Here is a 24,807-nt window from a genome sequence, read left to right as displayed (position 1 = left end):
TGACTCGGTGGGGTGGAGACGCTAGGATTAACGAAGTCGTTCATCCAGAGCGGCTCCCTCCAGGGGGTGACAGGTTTCGACCGCGTACGTTGCGGTAGGAGAAGCGAGCCGAGGAAGTCGACGCCGTCTCGTTAATCGACGTCGAAAACCTATAAGCGCCAAGGTTAATCGCGCTGACCTCGCTCTCGCCGCCTGAGGCGAGTAGCAGGTCTGTCGGTCTAGGGGTGCCTACGCCCTAGTTCACCGGCATCAGTAAGTAGGCTGGCCAATCCGGTCCTGTCGCGGGGCTGGGGCGGCGAGATCAATCGCGACTGGGCCCGTCACACCGACTCGCTCGTGTGATCGGTGGGGCCGAGAAAGGCATAGCGAGCTGCGCTCGGAGAAGCCCTGCCAATGCGGCGAGGGACCGGGGTTCGATTCCCCGCACCTCCACTTGGCGAAGGCCCCGGACCACCCGGTCCGGGGCCTTTCTCCTGCCCGCGAGCGTCAGGCTTTGGTGCAGGTGGTGCCGTCGACCTCGCAGCTGGTCACTCCCCCGCTGCCGATGCCGAGCAGCGCCCCGCCGCTGAAGGTCACGATGAAGGCGACGTCGCTCCCCGAGTTCACGACCTTGCTCGCGTCCTTCGGCGTGATCGTGACCTGCTCGCCCGACTTCGAGACCTGCACCGACCCCGAGTTCGAGTCGACGCTCGCACCCGACGGGACTTTGAGGACGACGGTCCAGCCGCTGTGCGGCGAGGTGCCCGGATTGTGCACGGTCACCGTCACCGCGACCTGGTAGCCCAGCAGGCCGGTGGAACTCTGGGTGGCGTACTCGGCGGTGAGGGCGGGATTCCCGGTGGCGGGACCGCTGGCCGACGCCTCCAGGCTCGGCGAACCCGACGGGCTGCCGGAGGCCCCCGGTGACGGGGTGCCGCTCGGCGAGAGCGTGCCCGGTCCGGTGGGACCGCCGCTCGGCAGCACGAACGGCGACTGCTCGGGCAGGGCGAACGCCGGGTCGTGGGTGGCCACCGGATACGAGGCGGGCGGTCCGTCCACATGCACCGGCCGGGTGAGCCACAGCCAGCCCACGGTCACCACGATCATGGCCACCGTCACCGTGATCGCCGTTGCGCGTACCCGCTCCTGAAGGGGGAACGCGGCGGCGAGCCGGCCCACAGGGCCGTGCGGCGGCGGGGTGATCTCGGCGCTGTCCTCGTCGATCGGTACCGGATGGTCGCGCACCCCGGCCAGGACCGACGGGTCGCTGAGCGCCCACGGATCGGACGGGTCGCCCAGGTCCGCGCGGGGCGGCGCGGCCGACGGCAGCTCGTTCTCGATGCCCACCGCCGCGACCACCGGTTGCTGCACGCGCTGCCGCGGGATCGCGCCGGGCTCGCCCGCCCGCTCCAGGACCGCGAGCAGTTCCTCTCCGAAGAGCTGCTGGTACGCGCGACGCAGTTCCCGCCGCCGGAGCGTGCCGTTCACCCCGAGGAAGCCGGTCTGGCTGACCCGCAACCGCGTGCCGCCGGTCAGTTCCTCCAGCTCCCAGCGCACCTCGGCGTGCAGTTGGTCGCCGCGCCACCGCATCACGAGCAGCCGCTCCGGGCCGACCGAGACGACCTCGATGTCGAACGGCCCGGTGAACCCCGGGATGCCGTTCGGGATGGCACGGCCGACCGCGCCGGGCAGCGGCTCCAGGTCGGTCTCCATGAACCACGTGGCGAGCACCCGGCGATCCGTCAGCGCCCGCCACACGCGGTGCGGCGGGTGCGGGAGATCGACATCAACGTTTATCTCGCTCACGAGCTGAAATATATTCCGTCTTCGGCCGGGAACGCTGTCCGGCATTTGCCGGATGCCGCGTCACGACAAGGCGCAGGGAAACTGCTTTCCGTCGATGGTGCAGGTGGCCGGAAGGCCGAGGGTCGCACCCCGAGTGCGATACGCCACGAATCCGAAGTCGACGGATGTGCCGGCGGCCAGCGCCTGCTTGGCCGTGAACGTCATCTCGGCCCCGCTGAGCGTATCGGCGGTGGCGTTCCACGGCGAGTCGAGGCGGACGGCCTTCGAGAAGACGATCTTCACCTGCCAGGTGGCCGCCGACGAGCCCTTGTTGGTGATCTTGTAGTGGACCACGAAACCGTCCGACCACACCTGGCTGGACATCACCTCGGCGGTGGTCGTGGCGGTCATGGACTCGGCCGACGGGCTGACCGACGCCGACAGGCTCGGGCTCGCCGACCGGCTCCGGGTCGGACGGGGCGTGGCCGGGCTGGGACTCAGGCTCGCCGTCGGGTCGACGGTGGGCGACGGCAGCACCGTGGGCTCCAGGCTGATCGAGACGTCGATCGGGCCCGGAGTGTCCGAACTCCACGGGTAGACCAGCGGATCGCCGCCACCGTGGCCACCGGCGAGCGCCCAGCCCCCGACGACCATGATCAGCGTCAAGGCGACGCCGCCCGCGCCGATCAGCAGCGGACTAACCGTGCGGCCACCCCGGCGGCGCTCGGTGGCGGGCTCGTCGGCGAAGTCCTCGGCGTACCCGGCATGATCGGCGTGATCGGCGTCCCCGGCCGGCGCGGCGTCCTCGTCGGACGGTTCCGCCGCCGCGGTGACCGCCGGCAACACCACCGTCGGATCCGCCGCGGCGAACTGCTCGTCGTCACGCCGGTGCCTAGCCACTGCGCACGTCCTCCCAAGGCCGAGGGGATGAAGCCTCAGCGGAGATTACCGTCTGCGCGCGCCGCGAACCCTTGCCCGGTCGGCTATTCGATTCCCTTGTTCCGGCGGCCGAGGGCCCGCTGGATCTCGCGGTTGGCGTCCCGGGTGGCGAGATCCTGCCGCTTGTCGTAGGACTTCTTGCCGCGCGCGAGCCCGAGTTCCACCTTGGCCCAGCCGTCGGAGAAGTAGAGGCTGAGCGGGATCAGGGTCAGCCCCGACTCGGTCAGCTTCCCGAGGATCTTCTGGATCTCGGTGCGGTGCATCAGCAGCTTCCGCGTACGCCGCGGGTCGTGGTTGGTCCACGTGCCCTGCGTGTACTCCGGGATGTGCAGCTGATGCAGATAGATCTCGCCGTCACGCTCCTGGCCGAACGCGTCGACCAGCGACGCCCGGCCCATCCGCAACGACTTGACCTCGGTGCCGGTCAGCACGATCCCGGCCTCGTACGTGTCGAGGATGGCGTAGTCGTGGCGGGCCTTGCGGTTCGTCGCGACGACCTTGCGGCCCTTCTCCCGTGGCACGGCTGCTCATCCTCCTGGTGCTTAATCAACCGTGCGAGTCTACTCGGGCGCTAGCAAAGACACCCAGGCAAATACGGCAGGGGGTTCACCGGGCGGCCGTCGAGGCGTACCTCGAAGTGGAGGTGGTTGCCGGTGGAGGCGCCGGTGGTGCCGACCCGGCCGATCAACTGCCCCTGGCGTACGCGCTGCCCGTCCGACACGAGGATGCGGGACTGGTGGCCGTAACAGGTGCTCATCGTCTTCCCCCGCGCCTGCCCATGGCGTACGCAGGTGTAGTTGCCGTAGCCGCCGGCCCATCCGGCGTAAGAGACCACCCCGTCGGCGGCCGCGTAGATCGGCGTACCGCCGTCGGCGGCCAGGTCGACCCCGGCGTGCAGCTGCCAGACGTGGTAGTACGGGTCGTAGCGATTGCCGAAGTCACTGGACTTCCAGGCGTTGCGGACAGGGATGAGCAGCCGGGCGCCCGGGCGCAGCACCGGTCCCCGGTTCTTCTGCGCCGCCTCCCAGGCGCGCAGCCGATCGGAGATCCGATCGGACTCCTCCTGCTGCTCCCGGTACTGCCGCAGGACGGTGGCGCGCTCCGAGTCGGCGACGTCGCTGGCGGACTTCCGCTCGGCGACCAGCTTGACCAGATCGGCCTGGGCGTCGGCCGCCTCCTGCTCGGCCGCCCGCGCCTCGGCGAGCCGATCGTGGGCGAGCTGCTCGGCGTCGGCGGCCGCCCGCCGGGCCAGCTCGGCTTCGTTGGCGGCGGCGCGGGCGGCCAGGCGCGCCGCTCGTGCCTGCCCGATCGCGGCCTGCTCGTGCTCGGCGATCCGCTGGAGGTAGCCGACCCGTTGGACCATCTCCTCGGGCGACCGGACCTCTAGGAGCATGTTGAACTCGGCCACCGCGCTCCCGGTGTACGCCGCCACGGCGAACGCGCTCAGCCGCTCCCGGGCGGCCGTCACCGCCTGCGTCTTCGTCTGCACGACCGTTTCGGCGGCCTGGTGAGTCTGCGCGGCTTCGGCCGCCTTCCGCTCGGCGGTCGCCGACTGGACCGTCGCGGCCGTCACCGAACCCTTGGCCACCGCGATCCGGTCTTCGGCCGCCGGAAGCGCCGCCACAGCCGCCTGATAGCGGGCCACGGCGTCGGCGGCACGTTGGGTGGCACCCTCCAGCGCCGCCCCGGTCCGCTTCAGTTCGGCCTGGATCCGGTTGTAGTCCCCACGCGGATCGTCCGGTCTCGCGTACGCGGACGGCACGCCGATCTGCAGCGCGACTGCCACGGCCACGAGCACGATGACCGACCGCTGAAACCGGTTGCGGCGTCGCATATCGGCAGCTTACCGATATACGACGCCGCAGTGGCGAAATACCCCTAAAAGGGAGCTACTTCTTGATGTACGCCCGGAGCGTGACCCAGCCGGTGACCGCACTGATCAGGGCTCCGATGCCGGCCAGGACAGGCAGCATCAGCAACACCGTGCCCCATTGGATCGGAGTGATGATCTCTTGGAGACTCTTGAGTGAGCCGTCCATGAGGAAGACCTTGCCGGCTATCAGCGCCAGGAAGGCCAGCAGCGAACCGAGGACGGCGGCGAAGACCGCTTCCAGGACGAACGGCGCTTGGATGAACCAGTTCGACGCGCCGACGAGTTTCATGACGGCGACTTCTCGCCGCTTGCTGTACGCCGCGACCTGAATCGTGTTCGCGACGAGCAACAGCGCGGCGACACCCATGGCGATCGAGACGATCAGCGACATGCTCTGGATCGAACTGATGATCCCGAAGATCTTCTCGAGCAGCTTCTTCTGGTCGACCACCTGTTTGATCCCGGCTATCGGCTGGTCTGCCGCTCCGGCCGCCGTGGTCGAGTTCTCGGTCGTGCCCGCAGTGGTACCGGCGGAGGCGCCGGCCGATGCACTGGCCGACGGGGACGGAGTCGTCCCGGTGCCGTCGGTCTCGCCCTGGTTGAGTCCGGCGGCCTGTTCGATGGCCGCCGCGAACTGGGCCGACTTCTCGGGGTCCTTGAGCGTGACCCGGAACGACGCCGGCAGCGACGTGGGCTCCACCGACTTGACCAGGTCGGGCAGGTCCTTGAACTGCAGCTTGAAGCGGTTGTAGGCCGTCTCCTGGTCTTCATAGAAGACCTTCTCGACCGCCGGGTCCTGCTCCAGCCGGGTCTTCAGATCGGCCCGCTGCTGCTCAGTGATGTCAGTGGTGAGGAAGACGGAGACCTGGACCCGGGAGTAGTACCAGTCCTTCATCTCGCCGACCTGCAAGTAGAGCATCAGGCTGGCGCCGAGCATCGTCAGCGACACCGCCATCGTGATGATCATGGCGATCGTCATCGTCACGTTGCGCCACAGACCGACGAAGACCTCGGTCAGGACGTATTTCGCGCGCATCGGGGATATTCCTCCGCCAGGTAGGGGGTTCGGATCGGTCGGTCAGCCAGGTCAGCCGTAGACGCCTCTTGCCTGGTCACGAACGATCCGGCCGCCCTCGATCTCGATCACTCGGCGGCGCATCTGGTTCACGATGTTGGAGTCGTGGGTCACCATCACCACGGTGGTCCCGGTCCGGTTGATGCGATCGAGCAACCGCATGATCTCGATCGACGTGTCCGGGTCCAGGTTACCGGTGGGCTCGTCGGCCAGCAGGATCAGCGGCCGGTTGACGAACGCCCGCGCCACGGCGACGCGCTGCTGCTCACCACCGGACAGCTCGTGGGGGTACCGGTGCTCCTTGCCGCCCAGGCCGACCAGCTCCAGCACCTCGGGCACGACGCGCCGGGCGACGGCCTTCGACTTGCCGATCACCTCGAGGGCGAACGCGACGTTCTCGTACGCCGTGCGGTTGGGCAGCAGCCGGAAGTCCTGGAACACACAGCCGATGGAACGACGGAACTTGGAGATGCTCCAGCCCCGGATGGAGGTCACGTCCTTGTTGTTCACGTGGACCTTGCCCCGGTTCGGGGCGATCTCGTGCAACAACATCTTGATGATGGACGACTTGCCTGAGCCGGACGGACCGATGAAGAAGACGAACTCGCCCTTCTCGATCGAGACCGACACGTCGTCCAGTGAGGGCCGGGACGCCTTCGGATAGGTCTTGGTCACATGCTCGAGCCGAATCACGGGACGAGAGTCTAGCCGGTCCTGCTCGGCTGTGAACCGCCGCGGCCACCCTGCCGAGGACAAACCTTCACCCTTTCGAACAGACCTCGCTGTCCGATCAGCTGGTGGCCGCCTCCATTTGCTGCTGTTTGCGCCAGCGAATGCCCGCCTCGATGAACTCGTCGAGGTCGCCGTCGAAGACCGCGGTCGGGTTACCCGTCTCCTGCTCCGTCCGCAGATCCTTGACCAGCTGGTACGGGTGCAGGACGTAGTTGCGCATCTGGTCGCCCCAGGAGCCGGCGGCGTCCGTCTTCAGGCCCTGCAGCTTCGCCTGCTCCTCCTGCCGCTTGCGTTCGAGCAGCCGGGCCTGGAGTACGCGCATCGCCGCGGCCTTGTTCTGGAGCTGCGACTTCTCGTTCTGACAGGTGACGACGATCCCGGTCGGGATGTGCGTGATGCGTACCGCCGAGTCGGTGGTGTTGACGGACTGGCCACCCGGGCCGGAGGACCGGTAGACGTCGATCCGCATCTCGTTCTCGGGGATGTCGATGTGGTCGGTCTGCTCCACGACCGGCAGCACCTCGACGCCGGCGAAGCTGGTCTGGCGACGCCCCTGGTTGTCGAACGGGCTGATCCGGACCAGCCGGTGCGTGCCTGCCTCGACACTGAGCGTCCCGTACGCGTACGGGGCCTTCACGGCGAACGTGGCCGACTTCAGGCCAGCTTCTTCGGCGTATGACGTGTCGTAGACCTCGGTGGCGTAGCCGTGGCGCTCAGACCACCGCAGATACATCCGCAGGAGCATCTCGGCGAAGTCGGCGGCGTCGACGCCGCCCGCGCCGGCCCGGATGTTGATCAAGGCTTCCCGGGAGTCGTACTCCCCGGACAGCAGGGTCCGGACCTCGACCTCCTCGATCGCCTTGGCGAGCCCGGCCAGCTCGGTGCCGACCTCGGCGACCGCCGACGGGTCGGACTCGGCCTCGGCCAGCTCCAGCAGCACCTGGGCGTCGTCGAGCCGGCGGCGCAGGCCCTCCATCCGGGCGATCTCGCTGTTGACATAGGAGAGCTGGGAGGTCACCTGCTGCGCTCGGGCCTGGTCGTCCCACAGGTCCGGGGCGGACGCCTGCTCCTCCAGTCCCGCCTTGTCCCGGCGCAGCCGGTCGAGGTCGAGTACTCGCTCGACATTGCGCAGCGTGGCATCGAGCTGCTTGAACTGATCGGCGTAGTCCGCGACTGTCACGTCAAACAAGACTACGCGGACTCGCAATCAGAAATACCTCGGTGTGGGCAGTCCGCAACCGCCCACACCGAATTAACCATGTTTACCTGGTTTTACCGGATCGAATCCCTACTTGGTAGGGGCCGTCTTCAACCAGGTGAGGGCGGCCTTGTGGTAGGCGACGGCGAAGTCCAGCGCAGCGGCGCCGTATTCGTCCCCCTCCTTCTTCGCCTCCTTGGCCTGTTCCTTAGCGGTCGCCAGTGCCTCGGCGTGGTACTCGTTGGCCCCCGCCATCAGCTCCTTGAGCTGACCGGCGGTGTGCTGCGACCCGAAAGCCACCCGCAGGGCGGTGGGGTTGCGCAGCAGATCGCGCCCGGGCGGCTCGGCGAGCCAGCGGGTGAACGCCCGCTTGCCGGCCGCGGTGATCGCGTAGGGCTGGCTGGCCCGGGGACCGGGCTTGCCCAGCTTGACGTAGCCCAGCTCGGCCAGAGCCGGCAGCTCGCGATAGACCTGGCTGCGAGTCATCGACCAGTATGCGCCGAGGCGCCGGTCCGCGGCGGCCATGAGCTGGCCGCCTGTCATGGGTCCCTCATGCAGCAAGCCGAGAACGGCTGCTGCGGTTGCGTTGATTCCTGCTTCCGCCATGCCTCTACGCTGCCACTTTGTCGGTCCTCTGTCCACTATTTCCGCTCATTCCACTGTGCACTGTCTTGCGGAGACAGTCCAGGACGGACCAGACGTCCGGACGATCCGCTTGTCACGGTGTCCGATTTATCCTCTTGACGGTGTCATCCTGCTCGTTTACTCTGCCGCTATAGTTAGTCAGTTTGCCTAACAGTTCAGACCCACTAGGATCGCGCACAGCAAGCCGTAGCACGCATGCCACTGCGCGAGGCGAGAGCGAGGGAGCTGAAGATGCTGCGCCACCAGCCGCGGACGGAGTCCGCGGGGCGATTGGCCGGTTCGTCGAAGCTCCTGCGCGCCATGAACGAGAGCGCCACGCTCGCCCACCTGCTCGATCGAGGCACCCTGACCCGGGGTGACCTGCGCGAGCTCACCGGCCTGTCCAAGCCGACCACCTCCGATGTCCTCCGCCGGCTCACCGATGCCGGTCTGGCCATCGTGGTGGGTCATACCCGTGGCGGTCCAGGTCCGAACGCCGAGATCTACGCGGCTAACCCCGCCGCGGCGTACGCGGTGGCCGTGTCCGTCAAAGAGACGACCGATCTGGCCCGTCCTGAGTTCACCGCAGCACTTGTCGACCTCGCCGGTACCGTGCATGCGCGCGTACATGACCGGGTCGACCTGGTGAAGGCAGATCCGCTGGTCGCGATCGAGGAGATCGTCGGCCGGCTGACCACGCTGGCCGGTCTCGACCGGACCGGCATCTCGCACGTCCACCTCGGAGTGCCCGGTTCCTACGACGCCGACGGCGGAGTGATCCGGCACATCGACATCGCCGGGTTCGACCGGGCCGGGCTCGTCGCCCAGCTCGGCGAACGCCTCGGCGCCTCGGTCGCGGTGGAGAACGACGTCAACCTCGCCGCCATCGCCGAACGAGGCCGCGGCGTGGCCGCCGGGCTGCGTACGCCGGAGCGCGCCGGCGGCGACCCGGCGAGCAGCTTCGCCCTCCTCTGGTTCGGCGAAGGCCTGGGTCTGGCCATCGACCTGGGCGGCAGCCTGCTTCGCGGCGCACGCGGCGGAGCGGGCGAGATCGGCTACGTCCCGGTAGGACTGCCCGGCCAGGGTCCGCGGGACATGCAGGAACTCGTCGGCGGCCCGGCCGTCGTCGAGCTGGCCGCGGCCCACGGGCTGACCGCGTCCGGGGCGGCCGACGCCGTCGCAGCCGCGGTCGACGCCGCTGCACACCCCGCCACCGGCGCCGGTGGCCGGGCCGAAGCGGAGAAGTTCCTCGACGAGCTGGCCTGCCGCATGGGCCAGTGCGTCGGCGCGGTGGCCGGCGTACTCGATCCGCCGTTGATCGTGCTAGCCGGCGAGGTCGCCCAGGCGGGCGGCGAAGAACTGGCGCGCCGGGTCCGCGCCGCCATCTCCAGCACCATCCCCCTCGACATCACCATCGCGGTCACCGGCATCGCCGACGACGCGGTCCTACTCGGGGCCGTCGACGCCGGGCTGCGTACCGTGCGGGACTCGCTGATCAACGCACTGCGCGCCAACGTTCCAGTCGGCTGACCGGCCGACCACCCCAGCACCGCACCGCATCCGGCGAGGCCATCGGGCCGTCGCCGCGTTCCCCCATACCTTCTTCAGGGTTCTTCCGAGAGGAGCACCTTCGATGCGTCGTACCCGGATACTGGCCGGGCTCGCCGCGCTGCTGGCCGTCACCGCGGCCTGCACGCCGGCGCCCGAGCCGAAGCCGATCGCCACCCCGGGCGTCGAACCGTCCGGCGAGATCGAGCTGTGGCACTTCTTCACCGACCGTGAGGCCAAGGCGATCGACGGGATCATCGCCGACTTCCAGGCCAAGTACCCGAAGGTCAAGGTCACCGTCAAGGGCGGGCAGGACGACAGCAAGGTGGTCCAGGCGATCGGCGCCGGCACCGGCCCGGACGTCGCGATCAGCTACTCCACCGACATCGTCGGCAAGTTCTGCGCCACCGGCGGCTGGGTCGACCTGACCCCCTACATCCAGCGCGACGGCGTGGACCTCAAGGTCATGCCCGAAGTCGTGCGGTCCTACACCGAGTTCCGCGGCAAGCGGTGTGCGATGCCGTTCCTCGCCGACGCGTACGGCTTCTACTTCAACAAGAAGATGCTCGCGGACGCGGGCATCGCCAATCCGCCCAAGACGCTCGACGAACTCACCGAGGCCGCGAAGAAGCTGACGGTACGCAAGCCGGACGGCACGATCGAGCGCGCCGGTTTCCTTCCCCTGTTCGGGTTCTACGAGAACTCGCCGTCGCACCTCGGCCCGATGGTCGGTGCGCAGTGGCTCAAGCCGGACGGCACCTCCGCGATCGGCGGCGACCCGCAATGGCAGGCGCTGCTCAAGTGGCAGAAGGACCTCGTCGACTGGTACGGCTACGACAAGCTGGAGAAGTTCCGGGCGAGCCTCGGTGACGAGTGGTCGGCCGACAACGCCTTCCAGAAGGGCCAGGTCGCGATGGCCGTCGACGGCGAATGGCGGCTGGCGTTCCTGAAGGACCAGGCCCCGAACGTCGAGTACGGCGTCAGCCCGCTGCCTACCGCCGACGCGAGCCGGTACGGCTCGGGATACATCTCCGGCAACGTCATCGGCGTCTCGCGTACGGCGAAGAACCCGGAAGCCGCCTGGGCGCTGGTCAAGTACCTCACGCTCGACCAGGGCGCGCAGGTCAAGCTCAGCAACGGCATCCGCAACGTGCCGACCCTGACGTCCGCGCTGACCGCACCCGACCTTCAGGTGGACGACGACTTCAAGGTCTTCCTGAGCATCTTCGCCCACGCCCAGAGCGGCACCACACCGCCGAGCGCGGTCGGGCCGGCGTACCAGGAGACCTTCGGGACCTTCGTGGACGCCTGGCAGTCCGGGCAGAAGAAGGATCTGCCCGCCGGTCTGTCGGAAGTGGACAAACAGATCAACGACGTCATCAAGCTGGCCGGCTGACCATGGCCACAGTCACTCTGACGGAGGGCCGGAAGACTTCGGCCCTCCGGCGGGGTGCGCGCGGGTCGCGCCGCCCCCGTCTGGTCGTGCTCACCTTCATCGGACCGGCCCTGCTCGGTCTCATCGTCTTCCTGGGCTATCCGCTCGTCGCCGCCGTGTACTTCTCGTTCACCCGATTCACCCTGATCAACCCGCCGGAGTGGGTCGGCCTGGCCAACTGGCGGTATCTCTTCCAGGACCCCCTCGTCGGGATCGCCGCCCGGAACACGTTGTGGCTGACCGCCGCCATGGTCCCGGCTCGCATCGTCGGAGCATTGCTCACCGCCATGCTGCTCAACGCGATGAAGCGGTCGCGCAGCGCGTACCGGACGCTGTTCTATCTGCCCGCCCTCGCGCCGCCGGTGACCGCGACGATCGCCTTCGTCCTGCTGCTGAAGCCGCAGACCGGGCCGCTGGACACCATGCTGCGGTGGCTCGGGATCGACGGGCCGCGCTGGTTCAACGACCCGGCGTGGGCCAAGCCCGCACTGGTCCTGCTGAGCCTGTGGGCGATCGGCGACCTGATGATCATCTTCGTCGCCGCACTGCTGGACGTGCCGGTCGACCTCTACGAGGCGGCCTCGCTGGACGGCGCGAACGGCTGGCAGAAGTTCCGCTACGTGACCCTGCCGACCATTCAGCCCGTGCTGGTCTTCGCGACGATCACCGGCATCATCGGCTGCGCCCAGTACTTCACCCAGGCCGCGGTGGCCGCGAGCGTCGCGTCCAACCAGGTCACCGGCGGAGGCGGCGTATCGGGCACCTTCGGCTACCCGCAGAACTCCATGCTCACCTACCCGATGTGGCTCTACACCGAGGGCTTCCGCTACAACCTCTTCGGGTACGCCAATGTGCTGGCCCTGTTGCTGTTCGCCGTGTCGATGAGCATCACGGTCATCCTCATCCGCCGGTTCAAAGCTTTCACCAGAGGTGAATCATGAGGCTCAGTACCGGCGGTGACCGATGAACCGGGCGCTGCTCTTCGTGGCCAAGCACAGCATCGCCATCGCGTTGTCGCTGATGTTTCTGGCCCCGGTGCTCTTCCTGGCCCTCACCTCGATGATGACCAGCAACCAGACCTTCACCTCCGATCTGTGGCCGCACTCCTGGCATCCCGAGAACTACGCGGAGGTCTTCTCGAAGACGCCGCTGCTGAAATACCTCGGGAACACGGCGATGTACGCCGGGCTCGCCACCGGCGCGATGCTGCTGTCGAGCGTCCCGGCGGCGTACGCCTTGGCGAAGCTGCGCTGGCGCGGCCGCAACCTGATGATGACCCTGATCATCTGCATGATGATGCTGCCGCCGCAGGTGACCACGGTTCCGGTGTACATGCTCTGGGCCGGCGGCCATCTGACCGGCACGCTGTGGCCGCTGATCCTGCCGATGCTGCTGGGCGACGCCTTCTCCATCTTCCTGTTGCGCCAGTTCCTCGTGACCATCCCGGACGAGTACCTGGACGCGGCCCGGATCGACGGGTGCGGCGAGTGGCGGACGCTGCTGAAGGTGGTGCTGCCGATGGCCCGGCCGGGCATCGCCGCCGCCGCGATGTTCCAGTTCTTCTACGCCTGGAACGACTACTACGGCCCGTTGCTCTACACCAACGAGAACGCCGACAACTGGACCATCTCGCTGGCGCTGGCCTCCTTCCGGACGCTGCACCACGTGGAGTGGCACCTCGTCAGCGCCGCCACGCTCATCACGATGGTTCCGGTCATCGTGCTGTTCTTCTTCGCGCAGAAGGCGTTCGTGCAAGGCGTGACGCTCACCGGAGTGAAAGGTTGACATGAAGATCGCAGTGGTCGGCGGAGGGTCGACCTATACCCCGGAGCTGGTGGACGGGGTGGCCCGGATCGGGCTGCCCGTCACCGAACTGGCGCTGATCGATCCAGCCGCGGACCGGCTCGGCGTGGTGGGCTCCTTCGCGGCGCGCATCTTCGCCCATCTCGGTCACCCGGGCCGGGTGACCTGGACGAGCGATCCCGTCGCCGGGCTCAGCGACGCCGACGCGGTGCTCATCCAGCTCCGCGTCGGCGGGCACGCCGCCCGGACCAGCGACGAGACCTTCCCGCTGGAGTGCGGCTGCGTGGGGCAGGAGACCACCGGCGCGGGCGGGCTGGCGAAGGCGTTGCGTACGGTGCCGGTGGTACTCGACATCGCGGAGCAGGCCCGGCGGTTGGCCCGGCCGGGCGCCTGGATCGTCAACTTCACCAACCCGGTGGGCATCATGACCCGGGCGCTGCTGGACGCCGGCCACCGCGCGGTGGGCCTGTGCAACGTCGCCATCGGCGTCCAGCGCCGGATCGCCGCCCACCACGCCGTCGACCCCGAGACGGTACGCCTGGACCACTTCGGGCTGAACCATTTGACCTGGGTGCGTTCCGCACACGTCGACGGCGTCGATGTGCTGCCCGAGGTGCTCGTGGACTTGGATCGCTCGATCCGGCGAGCGAAGCACGCCGGGAGGACGGACCAAGGTCACCCCGAGAGCGACAAGAAGATCGATCGGCTGGCCGAGGACATCGGCTTCCCGGCCGATCTCGTCGCCGCCCAGCGCGCGATCCCCTCGTACTACCTGCGGTACTTCTACCACCACGACGAAGAAGTCGCGGCGGCGCGCGGTACGCAGACCCGGGGTCAGGCAGTTGCCGAGATCGAACGCGACCTGCTCGCCATGTACGCCGATCCAACGCTCGTGACGAAACCGGAGCTGCTCGCCAAACGGGGCGGGGCGTTCTACTCCGAGGCGGCCCTGGGGCTGTTGCAGTCGCTGCACGGCGTACGGGGGTTCCATTCGGTCAACGTCCGAAACCGGGGCACCCTGCCGTTCCTGCCGGACGAGGCCGTCGTCGAGGTGACCGCGCCGGTGACACCGGACGGCCCCGCGCCCGAACCACGGGGGTGGCTCGAACCGTCCCAGCGCGGTCTCATCTCGCACGTCAGCGCGTACGAGGAGCTGGCCGTCGCGGCGGCCGTCCAAGGTGGACGCGACCGTGTCTACCACGCGCTGCTCGCCCATCCGCTCGTCGGGCAGCACGACCTCGCCGAGAAACTCACCGACCGGCTGCTCGCGGCCAACCACGCGTACCTGAACTGGGCCGACGCGTGAGCGCCCCGCTCCTGGTCGCGGTCGACGGCGGCAACTCCAAGACCGACGTGATCCTCGCCGACGGCGACGGCGTCGTGCTGGCGGCGGTACGCGGCCCGACCTCGTCCCCGCACAACATCGGCGTACCGGGGACGATCGCGCTGCTGGGCGACCTGATCCAGCGCGTACGCAAGGAGGCCGGACTGGCCCCGGACGTTCCGCTCGACCGCGCCGAGGTCTACCTCGCCGGGGCCGACCTGCCGGTGGAGGTCGCCACCTTGATGGCGGCGGTCGGCGAGGCAGGCTGGGCGGCCGAGCACCGCGTCGACAACGACCTGTTCGCGCTGCTGCGGGCGGGCACGGATCATCCCGATGCCATCGCCGTGGTCTGCGGGGCCGGCATCAACTGCCTGGGCCGCACCAAAGCCGGGGCGTACGCCCGCTTCCCGGCGCTCGGCCCGGTCTCCGGCGACTGGGGCGGCGGCCACCACCTGGCGCAGCTGGCCCTATGGCACGCCGTACGCGGCGAGGACGGGCGCGGCCCGGGGACGGAGTTGGTGGCGGCCATCGCCGCGCACTTCGGCCTTCCGACGGTCGAGGACGTCGGAATCGCCCTGCACTTCGGGGACATCCCCGCCGACCGGCTGACCGAACTTACCCCGGTCCTGTTCGAGGTGGCGGCCGGCGGCGACGGCGTCGCGGCCTGCGTCGTGCAGCGTCAAGCCGAGGAGATCGTGGCCCTGGCGTCGGTCGCGGCGGGCCGGCTCGGGCTGCGCAACCGGCCGGTGGACGTCGTCCTCGGCGGCGGCGTCCTGCGCGCACGGCACCCGATGCTGCACGAGGCCGTCGTGGCCGGACTGGCCGAGGAGGTGCCGCGCGCCCGGCCGACAGTGCTGGACACGGCCCCGGTGACGGGCGCCGTCCTGCTGGGACTGGACGCGCTCGGAGCGTCCCCGGCGGCCAAGGCGGCGGCCCGTCACTCCATTTTGAACAGCCGCTCCAGGTAGGCGATCTCTTCCAGATCGTCCACCTCGGGGCGGCGTGCCTGGTGCCGGTGCCCCTCGGCGGAGCCGGCGGACGGTTGGGTCAGCAACCGGTCCGCCAGCTCCTCCGGGTCGACCAGACTCCAGTTCGCCACCTCCGGCAGCTCCAGCGCGGCGGCGGCCATCCGCTCGGGCGCGGTGACACGGCGGACCGGCCGGTGGCTCACCTTCACCTCCCCGTGGTCCCCCTCCTCCACCGGGGCGAACCCGGCCTCACGCAATCGCCGCAGGGTTTCATCGGCCGCCGCCGAGGAGATCAGCACCCCCGCGGCGGGCTGCCACAATCCCAGGTCCCGCAGCCGGCTCGTCGCCGCCACCTCGGCCAGCAAGGCGTCGTCGGCCGACCGGATGACACAGCCGGCCGCGCGTACGCGAACGGCACCATGCTGCCGCGCGAGGTCGCCGATCAGGTAGCGCAACGGTTGCGGCAGTTCGCCGGACTGTGACACCTCCGTCAACGCCTTCTCCAGTTCCTCCGGGCTCATCCCGTCGTCCAGCGCCCGGCGGACCGAAGCGGCGCTGAACCGCCACACCGAGGCCGCGCCCCGGCCCTCCCGATCGGCGGTCGCGTCCAACAGATCGGCCAGTTCCGCCGACGGGCTGCCCGGGACGACCACGGTCAGGTCGGCTTGGAAGATCCCGGCCGCGCTGGCCGGGCTGAGCAGCTGTTCGGCTGCGGTTCGGACGGGGCACTCGGGATCGGCCGTCGCCAGCACGGCCAGCCCCACCGTCGTCGGGGCGTTGTGCGCGACGAGCCCGAGCGACCGGGCCTCCGACCACAGCGACTCCAGTACGCCGTCGGCCAGATCGGCCGACAGCACGGGCGCGAACCACCGCACCGCCGCCGCCAGGTCCGCGAAGTCCGACAAGCCCCTGGGCTCACCGTCGACGTCGATGAGGACCTGCCCGGCGACCCCGAGCACGGTCAGTCGCAACGCGGGCAACGGGCCACCGGCGAAATAGGACAACGGCGGCTCCTGCCGGCCCTCTGGAGGCAGCCAGGTCGGCAGCGCGCCGACGGTCAGCCAGGCGTGCACGATCCGATCGGCCTGCTCGGCCGGGGACAGCCGGCGGAACGTGTCGAACTCCTCGGTCACGAGCACGGCGGCCTCAGCGGCGTCCATGGCGAGGATCAGGCCCAGCTCACCCGCGATCTCCAGCCACAACCGGGTCTCCTGCTCCGCGACGTCCAGCCGCTTGGCCAGCCGCCGGACCTCGCGTACGCCGACGCCGCCCGCTTTGAGCAGCGCCACCGGGTGCTGATCGCAGGCGTCGACCACCCCGATGACGTGGTCGATCGCGGCGGTCAGCGCGGCGGCGGCCTCCCGCTCGGGCAGCCCACGCGGAATCTCCACAGTGGGCACTGCCGGCGGTTCGGCGGAGAACGGCGCCCGGTACGTCGGGCCGCGCACGGCCAATCCGACCTCCGACGGCATCTGCAGCGCGTAGCCCCAGCCGTGCAACCTGGTCAGCAGTCCCCGCTCCTCCGCCCAGATCACCTCACGCGCCGCCGAGGCGTACGCGTCCAGCAGCACGCCGTAGGGCGGCTGCACACCTCGGACGGCGATGCCTTCCAGCAACGCCTTCGTCGCCTCGGGAGCCTGCGCGACGAGCTGCCGGACGCGGTCGGGGTCGGCGAAGAAGTCCAGCAACGACGCCATCGTGTCGGCCCGCGTACGCCGGGCGGCCGGCAGCCCCAGCGCGTGCGCGATGGCGGTCAACTGCGGTGCGGTCAACGGATGCAGCACCTCGGCGGCGGGCGGGCCGAGCCGGAGCGGCTCCCGGAACACCAGCCGCAGGTCGGCCGGGGCTATCAGCAGCCCACCACACGGCACCAGTACGCCGATCTGCTCCAGCCGCTCCAACGCCGTCGCCAGGCTGGGATCGTCGTCGGCCAACCCGAGCAGGGCCGCCAGCCCGTCGCGAGGCACGGGGCCCGGTCCGAGCACCGCGGCCGCCTCGGCGACCTGCAACACCGGCGTCGGCATCCCGGAGAGCGCCTCGCTCGCCGACTCGGGCTCGGCCAGCCGGCCGGCCAACTCCGCCAACGAGTCCACCGCACCGGATGGATCCAGCCCGAGCAGACCCGGCCGCAGTCGCAGCAGACCGGCCAGCCGGTCGCGGTCCATCTCGGCGAGCCAGTGCAGCAGAACGTCATCGGTCACGTCGCCCACTTTCACGGCACAGCCCTCGCCGGTCAATCGCCCGGCGAGGGCTGTGGACAACATCGGGGGTGACGTCACCCCGGCGGACCTGCGTGATCGCGCAGCGTAGCCCCGAGGAGGTGACGGAAGAGGTCACCCCATGTGGGGATAGCGGTAATCCGTCGGCGGGACGAACGTCTCCTTGATCGTCCGCGGCGACATCCACCGCACGAGGTTCTGCCAGGAGCCCGCCTTGTCGTTGGTGCCCGACGCCCGGGCGCCGCCGAACGGCTGCTGGCCGACGACCGCGCCGGTCGGCTTGTCGTTGATGTAGAAGTTGCCGGCGGCGAAGCGCAGCTCCTTCGACGCCCACTCGATGACCCGCCGGTCGGTCGCGAAGATCGAACCCGTGAGCGCGTACGGCGCGGCGCTCTCGGCCTGGCGTACGGTCGCCTCGAAGTCGGCGTCGTCGTAGACGTAGACGGCCAGGATCGGGCCGAAGTACTCGGTCGTGAAGATCTCGTGGGTCGGGTCGGAGCATTCCACGACGGTCGGCCGGACGAAGTAGCCGACGCTGTCGTCGCAGGTGCCACCGGCGATGACGGTGCAGGCGTCGTCCTTGGCCACCAGCTCCAGCACGTTCTTGTGCTTGGCGAAGGCCCGGGCGTCGATCACCGCGCCGCCGAAGTTGCTCAGATCGGTGACGTCGCCATAGGTCAGCGCGTCGGTCGTGGCGGCCAGCTCGTCGCGTACGCCCCCGTCCCAGAGCGACCGCGGCACGTACGCCCGCGACGCCGCGGAGCACTTCTGCCCCTGGTACTCGAACGCGCCCCGGACGAGGGCGGTGGCCAGTGCCTTCGCGTCGGCGCTCGGGTGAGCGAGGACGAAGTCCTTGCCACCGGTCTCGCCGACGATCCGCGGGTACGACCGGTACTTCTCGATGTTCTCGCCGACGGTCCGCCACAGGTGCTGGAACACCCGGGTGGACCCGGTGAAGTGGATGCCGGCCAGGTCCGGGTCGCTGAGCGTCACGTCGGAGACGGCGATCCCGTCGCCGGTCACCATGTTGATCACGCCGGGCGGCAGGCCGGCCGCCTCGAACAGGCGCATGATGTAGTGGGCCGCGAACTGCTGGGTGTGCGCCGGCTTCCACACCACGGTGTTGCCCATCAGCGCCGGCGACATCGGCAGGTTGCCCGCGATCGCGGTGAAGTTGAACGGCGTCACGGCGTAGACGAAGCCCTCGAGCGGGCGGTGGTCGAAGCGGTTCCAGATCCCGGCCGACGAGTTCGGCTGCTCACCGAGGAGTTTGTGGCCGAAGTGGACGTTGAACCGGAGGAAGTCGATCAGCTCGCAGGCCGCGTCGATCTCGGCCTGGTACGCCGTCTTCGACTGGCCGAGCATCGTGGCGGCGTTGAGCGTGCTGCGCCAGGGTCCGGCCAGCAGCTCCGCCGCCTTCAGGAAGATCCCGGCGCGGTCTTCGAAGGAGAGTTCGCGCCACATCGGGGCGGCCTTCTTCGCCGCCGTTACCGCCGCCACCGCGTCGGCGTTAGTCGCATTGTGGGTGACTCCCAGCACGTGCGCATGCTTGTGCGGCTGGACGACATCGATCGCCTCTCCGCCCGCCATACGCTGCTGCCCGTCGACGGTCATCGTCAGATCCACCCGCTCGGCGGCCAGCTCGGTCAGCCGGCTCTCGAGGGCGGCCCGTTCGGGGCTGCCGGGCGCGTAATCGCGCACTGGTTCGTTCCGGGGTTCCGGCGTGACGAACAGGGCATCCATGGTGTGCTCCCAGACGTTGGCTGCGGTGGCAAGGTCTCGCATACATCCTCGCATGCCCGTTCGTTCCTGACATCGGGTCCCGGACGCCCGTGTGACAACCGCCATCCGTCTCCCTCAGCCCGGGTCGATACGCTTGGGCCGCCCCTCATCAAGGAGATTCCATGACCAAGACCGGCATCGCCGACCGTGCCCCCGCCAAGAGCGCGCAGGACACCACCGCGATCAAGACCGGCGTACCCACGGCGCTCGCGGCCGTCGGCCTGGTCTGGCTCGCGGTCACCCTCGCGGTCGCCCGCGGGACGCTGCACGGCAGCTCCGGTGACGTGGCCCTGAGCACGGCCGCGCTCTCGCTCCCCGCCCTGGTGCAAGCGGCGGTGTTCGCCGGGATCGCCGCCGGCTTCGCGACGACCATCGGGATCGCCCGGACGCGTACGCGGGTCCTCGCGGGCTTCGGGACCGGGCTGGCCGTCGGCGTGCTCGCGTTCGGCACGGTTCTTCTCGGCTACGGACTCGAACGCGGCCTGGAGACGGCGGTCGCCTCCGCGATCGGGGTCGCCGCGCTCCTCGGCGGTGGCATCGGTGCACTGCGACCGGCCCGGATGCTCCAGACCGGGCTGATCGTGACGTTGCCGGTGATCGTCCTCGGCTACGTCGTCGGCCACTTCTCCGAGCCGCTGCTCAAGCTCTTCGGCTACGACGGGACGGTCGCCTCGCGCTACAGCGCCTCGGGCTACATCGGCTTCACCGAAGCACTGATCCAGGGACTCATCGCCGGCATCGTGGCCTTCGTCCTGCTACGCCGGGGCGGCCCGCTCCCGATCAAGGACAACCGGATCGTCTTCGTGGCGTACGCCTTCGCCGGGGCGCTGCCCGGACTGATCATCGGGCTCAGCGAGGTCCTCACCCGGGGCGGCGCCGCCTGGCTGATCGACATGACGACCACGTTCAGCAAGTACGACCAGGTCCTCTTCGGCTGGGGCAACGGGAACCGGGCGAACCAGGCGCTGGTCGTGTTCTTCATCGGCGCACTGGCGTCGCTGATCCTCTACGGCCGCACCATCAAGAAGCCCGCGGCCTGAGGCCACGGGCTCGACAGCTGGACGGTAGCGGAATCAGAGCAGGACGGCGGCGGTCGCCAGCCAGGCTCCGTCGTCCTGCCGCTCGATGCGGAAGGCGAACGCGATCACGGTGCCGTGCGCGTTCAGCACGACGGCCGCCTCGCCGATGCCCGGACGCGGTTCGCAGACGCGCAGGCGGCGGGGCTTGACGGCGGCACCGCGCGCGGCGTTTCGCGGACGCAGCTCGCCGACGCGCTTGGCCAGGCGGGAGATCTCCTCGGTGATCTGGACGGCCTCGGCCGGGCGGCAGATCCGCGCCAGCTGGGCGCTGGGCCGGAAGCCCTGGCAGACCTCAAGGCAGAGCATCAGGAAACGGCGCGCGGCGGTCTGGCAGACTCCAGAGGCGCCGACGAGCGCGGCGAGCGGCAGCGCTTCCTCGGGGGCGGCCACGGCCACCGCCGCAGTCGCCGGTGCGATCTCGTCCGCGCAGGGCGGCTCGTGGGCCGGTGCCGGGAGCAGCCGGTGCACGGGAGTCATCGCAGACCCTCCGTTTCGCCTCAGTCGCCTACCGAGTTCCGCTGTCGGCGTTCCCTCAGTTTGCGTCAGTTTGCCTTTGCAAGAATGTGGTGTAGACAGACTAGCGCCCTTTGTCAAGCTCCGGTAGATCGCCGCCGACAAATGGATTGTCGCGGATGAAATCGGCGGTCTCGGCGTACATCCTGGAGATGAAGTCTTCGAGCTTGGCGCGCTCCACGCGCCACTGACCGCGCCCACCGATCTTGATCGCGGGCAGATCCCCTCGCCGGACGAGCGCGTAGACCTGGGCGAAGGAGATGTTCAGCTCCTCGGCCACGTCGTTGAGTTCGAGGAAACGGCGTTGTTCCATCCGGAAGACCTCACCAGCCTGCGTTTGCTTCAGTTTGCCATGCGACGGTAAGGATGCAAGCCAGTCGCCCCCCGGCGCTCGGCGGCGGGGTGTAGGAAGAACGTGCACCACCGCACAAAGTGCGGGAAACGACGTTGGAGGAGGAAGGGTGGCCGAGGACAAGGTCCGGGTCTACCTGGCCGCGACGCTGCCGATGCTCGCCGAGGCGCGCACGGCCGGCGAGGTGGCGGCGGTGGCCGCGCACGCGGTCACGCCCGCGCTGCGGGAGTGGTACGTCGAGGGCGACGAGGAGGAGCTGGAGTACGTCGCGTTCACCCGGGCGGCGCAGGACGCGCTCCGGCTGCTACACGCGGACGCGGGAGCGCCCCGGCGCCGGGTGGTGGTCTCCGCCGACGTGGCCGGGCGGACGGTCCGGCAGCAGGACGGCGACCTGGGTTCGAGTGCGGTCCAGGTGGCGGCGGCGGTGAGCCTCGCCGACGTGGCCGCTATCCACGTCGACGACGCCGACGCGGAGTCCGCCGTGGCGGCGGCGGCCGAGGTGGTCGACCAGGCGGCCGCCGGCGATCCGGACGCTCAGTTCATTGTGGACGGCGCGGAGGATCACGAGCTGCTCTGGTACGCCCCCAGCGAGCTGGCCGAGGTCCTGGAGCGGTGAACGACGACGGCCCCTCTCCGCACTGGAGAGGGGCTGTCGGCCGATTCGATCAGGAAGCCGCGCCGTGGCAGCGCTTGTACTTCTTGCCGCTGCCGCAGGGGCAGGGCGCGTTGCGCGACGTGGCGACCACCGACTCGCCCGACGCGGCGCCGTTCGTACGCGCGCCGCCCCGCGGAGAGGGCTTGCGGCCCTGGGCCGCCGCGGTGCCGAGGCCGAGGGCCGGAGCCTGCTCCACCTTGGTCCCGCCACCCTCGGACGGGGAGGTGTAGCTGAGGTTCCGCGGCTGCGAGCTGCCGCCGAGGCCCTTGGCCTTGATCTCCACGTTCGACTCGAAGTTCGGCACCGCGAGGCCGGGCTGCGCGACCTCGACCGGCGCCGGCTGCTCCTCCTGCACCTGGACTTCGAGGTTGAAGAGGAAGCCGACCGCCTCTTCCTTGATGCCCTCCATCATCTGGGCGAACATGTCGAAGCCCTCGCGCTGGTACTCGACCAGTGGATCGCGCTGGGCGTACGCCCGCAGGCCGACGCCTTCCTGGAGGTAGTCCATCTCGTAGAGGTGCTCGCGCCACTTCCGGTCGATGACGGCCAGCAGGACCTGCCGCTCCAGCTCCCGCAGCGCCTCCGTGCCGAGCTGCTCCTCGCGGTTGTCGTACGCCTCGTTGACGTCGGTCTTCAGCTGCTCCAGCATGAAGTCGGAGTCCAGGCTGGACTTCTCGCCGCCCGACTCCTCGACGAGCTCGTCGACGGTCATCCCGACCGGGTACAGCTGCTTGAGGCTGGACCAGAGCTGGTCGAGGTCCCAGTCGTCGGCGTAGCCCTCGGCGGTGGCGCCCTGGACGTAACCGGACACCACGTCGTCGAGCATGTTGCGGACCTGGTCGTTCAGATCCTCGCCGTCGAGTACGCGCTTGCGCTCGGCGTACACCACCTGGCGCTGCTTGTTCATGACCTCGTCGTACTTGAGGACGTTCTTGCGGATCTCGGCGTTCTGCGCCTCGATCTGCGTCTGCGCGCCCTTGATCTGACGACTGACCATCTTGGACTCGATCGGCACGTCGTCCGGCAGGCCCAGCCGGTCCATGACCGCCTCGACCGCGCCCGACCGGAACCGGCGCATCAGCTCATCCTGCAGCGACAGGTAGAACCGGGACTCGCCCGGGTCGCCCTGCCGGCCGGAACGGCCGCGCAGCTGGTTGTCGATGCGGCGGGACTCGTGCCGCTCGGTGCCCAGGACGTAGAGCCCACCGGCGTCGGTGACCTCCTCGGCCTCGGTGGCGCAGGCCTCCTCCCAGGTCGGGAGGATCTCCTCGAGAGCCTTGAGGTACTCGTCCTCGTGCTCCTCCTCGGTCAGGCCGCGCTGCCGCAGCTCGGCCGCGGCCAGGAACTCGGCGTTGCCGCCGAGGAGGACGTCGGTGCCTCGACCGGCCATGTTCGTCGCGACCGTGACCGCGCCGCGGCGACCGGCCTGCGCCACGATCTCGGCTTCCTTCGCGTGGTACTTCGCGTTCAGGACCGAGTGCGGGACGCCGCGCCGGCGCAGCATCTGGGAGAGGATCTCGGAGTTCTCGACGGAGACCGTGCCGACCAGGACCGGCTGACCCTTGTCGTGCCGCTCGGCGATGTCCTCGACGACCGCCTCGAACTTCGCCTTCTCCGACTTGTAGATGACGTCGGGCTGGTCCTTGCGGACCATCGGGCGGTGGGTCGGGATCGAGACGACGCCGACGTTGTAGACCTTGTTGAACTCGGCCGCCTCGGTCTGCGCCGTACCGGTCATGCCGGAGAGCTTCTCGTAGAGGCGGAAGTAGTTCTGGAGGGTGATCGTCGCGAGCGTCTGGTTCTCCTGCTTGATCTCGACGTTTTCCTTCGCCTCGATCGCCTGGTGCATGCCCTCGTTGTAGCGGCGGCCGTGCAGGATGCGACCGGTGAACTCGTCGACGATCAGGACCTCGCCGTCGTTGACGATGTAGTCCTTGTCCCGCTTGTAGAGCTCCTTGGCCTTGATCGCGTTGTTGAGGTAGCCGACCAGCGGGGTGTTCACCGACTCGTAGAGGTTGTCGATGCCGAGGCGGTCCTCGACCCGGCCGATGCCGCGCTCGGAGATCGCGACCGTGCGCTTGGACTCGTCGACCTCGTAGTCGCCCTCGCCGTCGACACCGCGCTCCAGGCGCGCGACGACCTTGGAGAACTCCTGGTACCACCGGGCCGACTGCTCGGCCGGGCCGGAGATGATCAGCGGCGTCCGCGCCTCGTCGATCAGAATCGAGTCGACCTCGTCCACGATCGCGAAGTTGTGGCCGCGCTGCACCAGTTCCTCGTGCGACCAGGACATGTTGTCGCGTAGGTAGTCGAAGCCGAACTCGTTGTTCGTGCCGTAGGTGATGTCGCACTCGTACGCGGCGCGGTGCTCGGCGGCCGGGCGGTTCGGCAGGATCACCCCGACGGTCAGGCCGAGGAAGCGGTGCACCCGGCCCATCCACTCGGCGTCGCGCTGGGCGAGGTAGTCGTTGACGGTGATGATGTGGACGCCCTTGCCCGACAGCGCGTTCAGGTACGCCGGCAGCAGCGCGGTCTGCGTCTTGCCCTCACCGGTCTTCATCTCGGCGATGTTGCCGAAGTGCAGGGCGGCCCCGCCCATGATCTGCACGTCGTAGTGGCGCTTGTGCAGGACGCGGCGAGCGGCCTCGCGGACCGTGGCGAACGCCTCGGGCAGCAGGTCGTCGAGGGTTTCGCCGTCGGCCAGTCGCTCCCGGTACTGAACCGTCAGCTCGCGCAGCTCGTCGTCGGTGAGGTCGGTGTAGTTCTCCTCGATCGAGTTGACGGCGGTCGCGATCGCCTGAAGGCGGCGCACCATGCGACCCTCGCCGGCGCGGAGGATCTTCTCAAAAATCGACACGGGTCAGCGCTCCCCTAGATGGTCTGCCGACCCATCCTAGGCGGAGTTTCGCCGTTCACCCACCCCC

At 69.3% G+C, this 24,807-nt stretch carries 21 protein-coding genes and 1 other RNA gene; 9 read left to right on the top strand and 13 right to left on the bottom strand.

Annotation, left to right across the window (positions count from 1 at the left end; genetic code table 11):
• The first annotated feature begins 62 nt into the window (after positions 1–62).
• Positions 63–435: a transfer-messenger RNA gene (gene ssrA / locus AB0M47_RS17790) on the top strand.
• Positions 436–486: 51 nt separating this feature from the next.
• On the opposite strand, the gene AB0M47_RS17785 is transcribed toward ssrA, so the two are convergent.
• The 8 genes from AB0M47_RS17785 to AB0M47_RS17750 form a co-directional block, all read right to left on the bottom strand.
• Entirely contained in the window at positions 487–1,785 is a 1,299-nt protein-coding gene (locus AB0M47_RS17785) for an SRPBCC domain-containing protein (protein WP_363414441.1), read from the bottom strand.
• A gap of 60 nt (positions 1,786–1,845) precedes the next feature.
• The gene (locus tag AB0M47_RS17780; RefSeq protein WP_363414439.1) at positions 1,846–2,664 is read right to left on the bottom strand and encodes a cellulose binding domain-containing protein; all 819 of its coding nucleotides are present in this window, start codon (positions 2,662–2,664) and stop codon (positions 1,846–1,848) included.
• 83 nt (positions 2,665–2,747) lie between these two features.
• Positions 2,748–3,224 (bottom strand): SsrA-binding protein SmpB, encoded by a 477-nt coding sequence (gene smpB / locus AB0M47_RS17775; protein WP_363414436.1) that lies wholly within the window; start codon positions 3,222–3,224, stop codon positions 2,748–2,750.
• 50 nt (positions 3,225–3,274) lie between these two features.
• Positions 3,275–4,537: a M23 family metallopeptidase gene (locus AB0M47_RS17770; RefSeq protein WP_363414433.1), complete on the bottom strand. Its 1,263-nt coding sequence runs from the start codon at positions 4,535–4,537 to the stop codon at positions 3,275–3,277.
• Between the two features lie 55 nt (positions 4,538–4,592).
• On the bottom strand, positions 4,593–5,612 hold the full coding sequence (locus AB0M47_RS17765) for a permease-like cell division protein FtsX (protein ID WP_363414430.1): 1,020 nt from the start codon (positions 5,610–5,612) through the stop codon (positions 4,593–4,595).
• A gap of 51 nt (positions 5,613–5,663) precedes the next feature.
• Positions 5,664–6,344, bottom strand: coding sequence for a cell division ATP-binding protein FtsE (gene ftsE, locus AB0M47_RS17760; RefSeq protein ID WP_253760252.1), 681 nt, complete (start codon positions 6,342–6,344; stop codon positions 5,664–5,666).
• 97 nt (positions 6,345–6,441) lie between these two features.
• The gene (gene prfB / locus AB0M47_RS17755; protein ID WP_363414427.1) at positions 6,442–7,563 is read right to left on the bottom strand and encodes a peptide chain release factor 2; all 1,122 of its coding nucleotides are present in this window, start codon (positions 7,561–7,563) and stop codon (positions 6,442–6,444) included.
• A 108-nt stretch (positions 7,564–7,671) separates the two neighbouring features.
• Positions 7,672–8,187 (bottom strand): PadR family transcriptional regulator, encoded by a 516-nt coding sequence (locus tag AB0M47_RS17750; protein ID WP_363414424.1) that lies wholly within the window; start codon positions 8,185–8,187, stop codon positions 7,672–7,674.
• Positions 8,188–8,457: 270 nt separating this feature from the next.
• Here AB0M47_RS17750 and AB0M47_RS17745 point away from each other — a divergent pair, with 270 nt between their 5' ends.
• The 6 genes from AB0M47_RS17745 to AB0M47_RS17720 all read left to right on the top strand — a co-directional run bounded on the left by AB0M47_RS17745 (position 8,458) and on the right by AB0M47_RS17720 (position 15,283).
• On the top strand, positions 8,458–9,735 hold the full coding sequence (locus tag AB0M47_RS17745) for an ROK family transcriptional regulator (protein ID WP_363414421.1): 1,278 nt from the start codon (positions 8,458–8,460) through the stop codon (positions 9,733–9,735).
• 103 nt (positions 9,736–9,838) lie between these two features.
• Complete coding sequence (locus tag AB0M47_RS17740) at positions 9,839–11,149, top strand: ABC transporter substrate-binding protein (protein WP_363414418.1); 1,311 nt, start codon at positions 9,839–9,841, stop codon at positions 11,147–11,149.
• 2 nt (positions 11,150–11,151) lie between these two features.
• Positions 11,152–12,129, top strand: coding sequence for a sugar ABC transporter permease (locus AB0M47_RS17735; RefSeq protein ID WP_363414415.1), 978 nt, complete (start codon positions 11,152–11,154; stop codon positions 12,127–12,129).
• Between the two features lie 22 nt (positions 12,130–12,151).
• Positions 12,152–12,973 carry a carbohydrate ABC transporter permease gene (locus tag AB0M47_RS17730; protein ID WP_363414411.1) on the top strand — a complete coding sequence of 274 codons (822 nt, stop codon included), beginning with the start codon at positions 12,152–12,154 and terminating at the stop codon, positions 12,971–12,973.
• Between the two features lies 1 nt (position 12,974).
• A complete protein-coding gene (locus AB0M47_RS17725) occupies positions 12,975–14,297 on the top strand; it encodes a 6-phospho-beta-glucosidase (RefSeq protein ID WP_363414408.1) in 1,323 nt (440 codons plus the stop codon).
• A complete protein-coding gene (locus AB0M47_RS17720) occupies positions 14,294–15,283 on the top strand; it encodes a BadF/BadG/BcrA/BcrD ATPase family protein (protein WP_363414405.1) in 990 nt (329 codons plus the stop codon). The genes AB0M47_RS17725 and AB0M47_RS17720 overlap by 4 nt, the downstream gene beginning before the upstream one ends.
• Here AB0M47_RS17720 and AB0M47_RS17715 read toward each other — a convergent pair.
• A complete protein-coding gene (locus tag AB0M47_RS17715) occupies positions 15,253–17,484 on the bottom strand; it encodes a helicase-associated domain-containing protein (protein ID WP_363414402.1) in 2,232 nt (743 codons plus the stop codon). The genes AB0M47_RS17720 and AB0M47_RS17715 overlap by 31 nt on opposite strands.
• A 132-nt stretch (positions 17,485–17,616) precedes the next feature.
• Positions 17,617–19,245 carry an L-glutamate gamma-semialdehyde dehydrogenase gene (pruA, locus tag AB0M47_RS17710; protein WP_363414487.1) on the bottom strand — a complete coding sequence of 543 codons (1,629 nt, stop codon included), beginning with the start codon at positions 19,243–19,245 and terminating at the stop codon, positions 17,617–17,619.
• Between the two features lie 161 nt (positions 19,246–19,406).
• Here pruA and AB0M47_RS17705 point away from each other — a divergent pair, with 161 nt between their 5' ends.
• Positions 19,407–20,324 (top strand): hypothetical protein, encoded by a 918-nt coding sequence (locus AB0M47_RS17705; protein ID WP_363414399.1) that lies wholly within the window; start codon positions 19,407–19,409, stop codon positions 20,322–20,324.
• Between the two features lie 33 nt (positions 20,325–20,357).
• On the opposite strand, the gene AB0M47_RS17700 is transcribed toward AB0M47_RS17705, so the two are convergent.
• Both AB0M47_RS17700 and AB0M47_RS17695 read right to left on the bottom strand, forming a co-directional pair.
• On the bottom strand, positions 20,358–20,840 hold the full coding sequence (locus AB0M47_RS17700) for an Rv3235 family protein (RefSeq protein ID WP_363414396.1): 483 nt from the start codon (positions 20,838–20,840) through the stop codon (positions 20,358–20,360).
• A 100-nt stretch (positions 20,841–20,940) separates the two neighbouring features.
• Positions 20,941–21,189 (bottom strand): helix-turn-helix domain-containing protein, encoded by a 249-nt coding sequence (locus AB0M47_RS17695; RefSeq protein ID WP_253760223.1) that lies wholly within the window; start codon positions 21,187–21,189, stop codon positions 20,941–20,943.
• A gap of 148 nt (positions 21,190–21,337) precedes the next feature.
• Here AB0M47_RS17695 and AB0M47_RS17690 point away from each other — a divergent pair, with 148 nt between their 5' ends.
• Complete coding sequence (locus tag AB0M47_RS17690) at positions 21,338–21,844, top strand: hypothetical protein (RefSeq protein ID WP_363414393.1); 507 nt, start codon at positions 21,338–21,340, stop codon at positions 21,842–21,844.
• A 49-nt stretch (positions 21,845–21,893) separates the two neighbouring features.
• Here AB0M47_RS17690 and secA read toward each other — a convergent pair whose 3' ends face one another.
• Positions 21,894–24,740, bottom strand: coding sequence for a preprotein translocase subunit SecA (gene secA / locus AB0M47_RS17685; protein WP_363414390.1), 2,847 nt, complete (start codon positions 24,738–24,740; stop codon positions 21,894–21,896).
• Between the last annotated feature and the right edge of the window lie 67 nt (positions 24,741–24,807).

The sequence above is a fragment of the Hamadaea sp. NPDC051192 genome (genome assembly GCF_040682475.1).
In the GTDB taxonomy this organism is placed as follows: Bacteria; Actinomycetota; Actinomycetes; order Mycobacteriales; family Micromonosporaceae; genus Hamadaea; species Hamadaea flava.
Note: the sequence above shows the minus strand (reverse complement) of the source record. Positions and strands in the feature narration are given on the sequence as shown.